Source organism: Tissierella sp., assembly GCF_052089545.1.
Classification (GTDB): domain Bacteria; phylum Bacillota; class Clostridia; order Tissierellales; family Tissierellaceae; genus Tissierella_A.
The window spans coordinates 1-2,591 of record NZ_JBQDAA010000274.1 but is presented as its reverse complement, the minus strand read 5'-3'; the positions used below and the strand labels follow the sequence as shown (position 1 = coordinate 2,591).

General features: G+C 30.6%; 4 protein-coding genes and 1 tRNA gene. All 5 read left to right on the top strand.

The window, feature by feature from the left end; translation table 11 throughout:
- Positions 1–13 precede the first annotated feature (13 nt).
- The 5 genes from ACTHW2_RS12850 (at position 14) to ACTHW2_RS12830 (ending at position 2,527) form a co-directional block, all read left to right on the top strand.
- Entirely contained in the window at positions 14–229 is a 216-nt protein-coding gene (locus ACTHW2_RS12850; protein WP_442264286.1) for a small, acid-soluble spore protein, alpha/beta type, read from the top strand.
- A gap of 2 nt (positions 230–231) precedes the next feature.
- Positions 232–969: a class I SAM-dependent DNA methyltransferase gene (locus ACTHW2_RS12845; RefSeq protein ID WP_442264285.1), complete on the top strand. Its 738-nt coding sequence runs from the start codon at positions 232–234 to the stop codon at positions 967–969.
- A 141-nt stretch (positions 970–1,110) separates the two neighbouring features.
- Positions 1,111–1,311: a cold-shock protein gene (locus tag ACTHW2_RS12840; RefSeq protein ID WP_442264284.1), complete on the top strand. Its 201-nt coding sequence runs from the start codon at positions 1,111–1,113 to the stop codon at positions 1,309–1,311.
- Between the two features lie 74 nt (positions 1,312–1,385).
- Entirely contained in the window at positions 1,386–2,264 is an 879-nt protein-coding gene (gene hslO, locus ACTHW2_RS12835) for an Hsp33 family molecular chaperone HslO (RefSeq protein ID WP_442264283.1), read from the top strand.
- Positions 2,265–2,451: 187 nt separating this feature from the next.
- Positions 2,452–2,527 (top strand) — tRNA-Phe (locus ACTHW2_RS12830).
- The last annotated feature ends 64 nt before the right edge of the window (positions 2,528–2,591 follow it).

Sequence of the window (2,591 nt, the reverse complement as noted above, 5' to 3'; positions counted from 1 at the left end):
AGGAGGGATGGTTATGAAAAATGTTGATATAAATAAAATTAAAAAGAAAAAAAAGAAGAAAAAAAAACTTACAAAAGATGATATATTAAAATATGAAATAGCAGAAGAACTAGGATTATTAGAAAAAATTGAAGATTTAGGATGGGGAGGCTTAACTGCTAAAGAGTCAGGTAGGATAGGCGGAATTATGACTTCTAGAAAAAAGAAAAAGAAAACAAAAGAGGAGTAAGGATGGATATATATAATAAATTTGCAAAAATATATGATGAACTTATGAATGATTTTGATTATGAAAAATGGTTTAACTATATTGAAGAGATATTTGAAAAATACGACAAGCTTCCCAAAGAAATATTAGAAATGGCTTGTGGGACTGGGAATTTATCATATTATCTTGCGGAAAACATGTACAAGCTTACAGCATTTGATTTATCTGAAGAAATGTTGTCAAAAGCATATGGTAAAGTGGGTAGATATAAGAATGTAAAAATTTTAAAACAGAACATGGTGGATTTTAAATTTAATAAAAAGTTTGATTCTGTGATATCAATCTGTGATAGTATAAACTATATATTAGATTCAGAAGATCTTATAGATACTTTTAAAAATGTATATAAACATTTAGAAGATGGAGGTATATTTATATTCGATATTAACTCTTTCTATAAACTTGAAAATATTCTTGGAAACAATATATTTATAGAAGATAGGGAAGATATATTTTATTCTTGGGAGAACTTTTTTGATGCGAACTCGAATATATGTGATTTTTATCTAACGTTTTTTCTAAAAGAAGGGGACCGATATAAAAGGTTTGATGAAAATCATAGGGAAAGGGCTTATAAAACTGATGAAATATTAGAGGCCTTAGAAATAGCAGGTTTCAAAACAAATCATATGTATGATTGCTTCACCTTTGATAGACCTAAGAAAGATACAGAAAGAATTAACTGTATTTCAATAAAGTGATAGAAAAAGTAATAGAAAACTTATTTTAAAGCAGGTAAATAATTGACTATAGTAGTATGTTGTGATATTATACATAACTAGATGAACAATTCATCTTGATTAAAAGTATTTTATTAAAAAGTGTTATTGGAGGAATGGAAAATGGAAAAAGGTACTGTAAAGTGGTTTAACGCAACAAAAGGATTTGGATTTATTTCAGGAGACAATGGAGAAGATGTATTCGTACATTACTCAGCAATTGAAGCAGAAGGATTCAAAACTTTAGACGAAGGCGACCAAGTTGAATTTGAAGTAGTAGAAGGAGAAAAAGGCCCTCAAGCAACTAATGTAACTAAACTATAAGATCTATTTGACATAATGTTAGAAGCTTAAAAGCCCCTATATAGGGGCTTTATTACTTGTAGGAGGTTTGTATTGTGAAAGACTATCTAATACGTGGTACAGATAAATTAGGAAGAATCAGAGTGCTTGTAGCAAAAACTACAGCTATGGTAGAAGAATCAAGAAAAATTCATAATACCTCACCTACAGCAACAGCAGCTCTAGGTAGAAGTCTAACTGCCGGTGTTTTAATGGGCGCTATGATGAAAAATGAAAAAGACGTCTTAACTTTTAAAATAAACGGAAAAGGACCTGGAGGAAATATTTTAGTAGTAGCTAGAAACAATGGAACTATAAAGGGAGAAATAATGCATCCATCAGTAGATTTACCTAGTAGAAAAGATGGTAAACTTGATGTTGGGGGTTTGGTTGGAAATAATGGTACATTAACTATAATAATGGATCTTGGACTTAAAGAACCTTATGTAGGGATATCTAAACTCGTATCAGGAGAGATAGCAGAAGATCTTGCTCACTATTATGCTTATTCTGAACAACAACCATCTGTTGTAAGTCTTGGAGTTTTAGTTGATAAGGATATAAGTGTGAAAGCAGCAGGAGGATATATTATTCAACTATTACCTGGTTGTACTGAAGAAGATATAGTATTACTTGAAAATAAATTAAAAGAAATAAAACCGGTATCAGCTTTAATAGATGAAGGTTTAAGTCCAGAAGATATATTTAATAATATATTTGAAGACTTTGAAATGAAAATTTTAGAAAAAAAAGATATAGAATATAAATGTGACTGTTCTAAAGAAAAGATTGTCAAAGTAATAAAGGGCTTAGGAAAAACAGAAATAAATGCTATGATAGAAGAAGATTCTGGAGCAGAAGTTATGTGTCATTTTTGTAATACAAAGCATAAATTTGATGAAGAAGAATTAAAAAAAATTATGATTGACATTTAAAAAAATATAATGTATACTAACTAATGTAGTCAAAAACATTCATTGTATTACATATATTTAAGCGGTTCAGTCGGTATAAGTAGAGAACCAAAACAGTGAATTTCTGTTTTGTGTGAATCACTAAGTCCGCTAGTTAAAGTAAAGCAAAGTAACCGAATATTTTACTGCAAGTAAAGTAAGATAATATGCCCAAATAGCTCAGTCGGTAGAGCAGTAGACTGAAAATCTACGTGTCGCTGGTTCGATTCCGGCTTTGGGCACCAAGTAAAATGGTATGCGGAAGTGGCTCAGTGGTAGAGCATCGCCTTGCCAAGGCGAGGGTCGCGA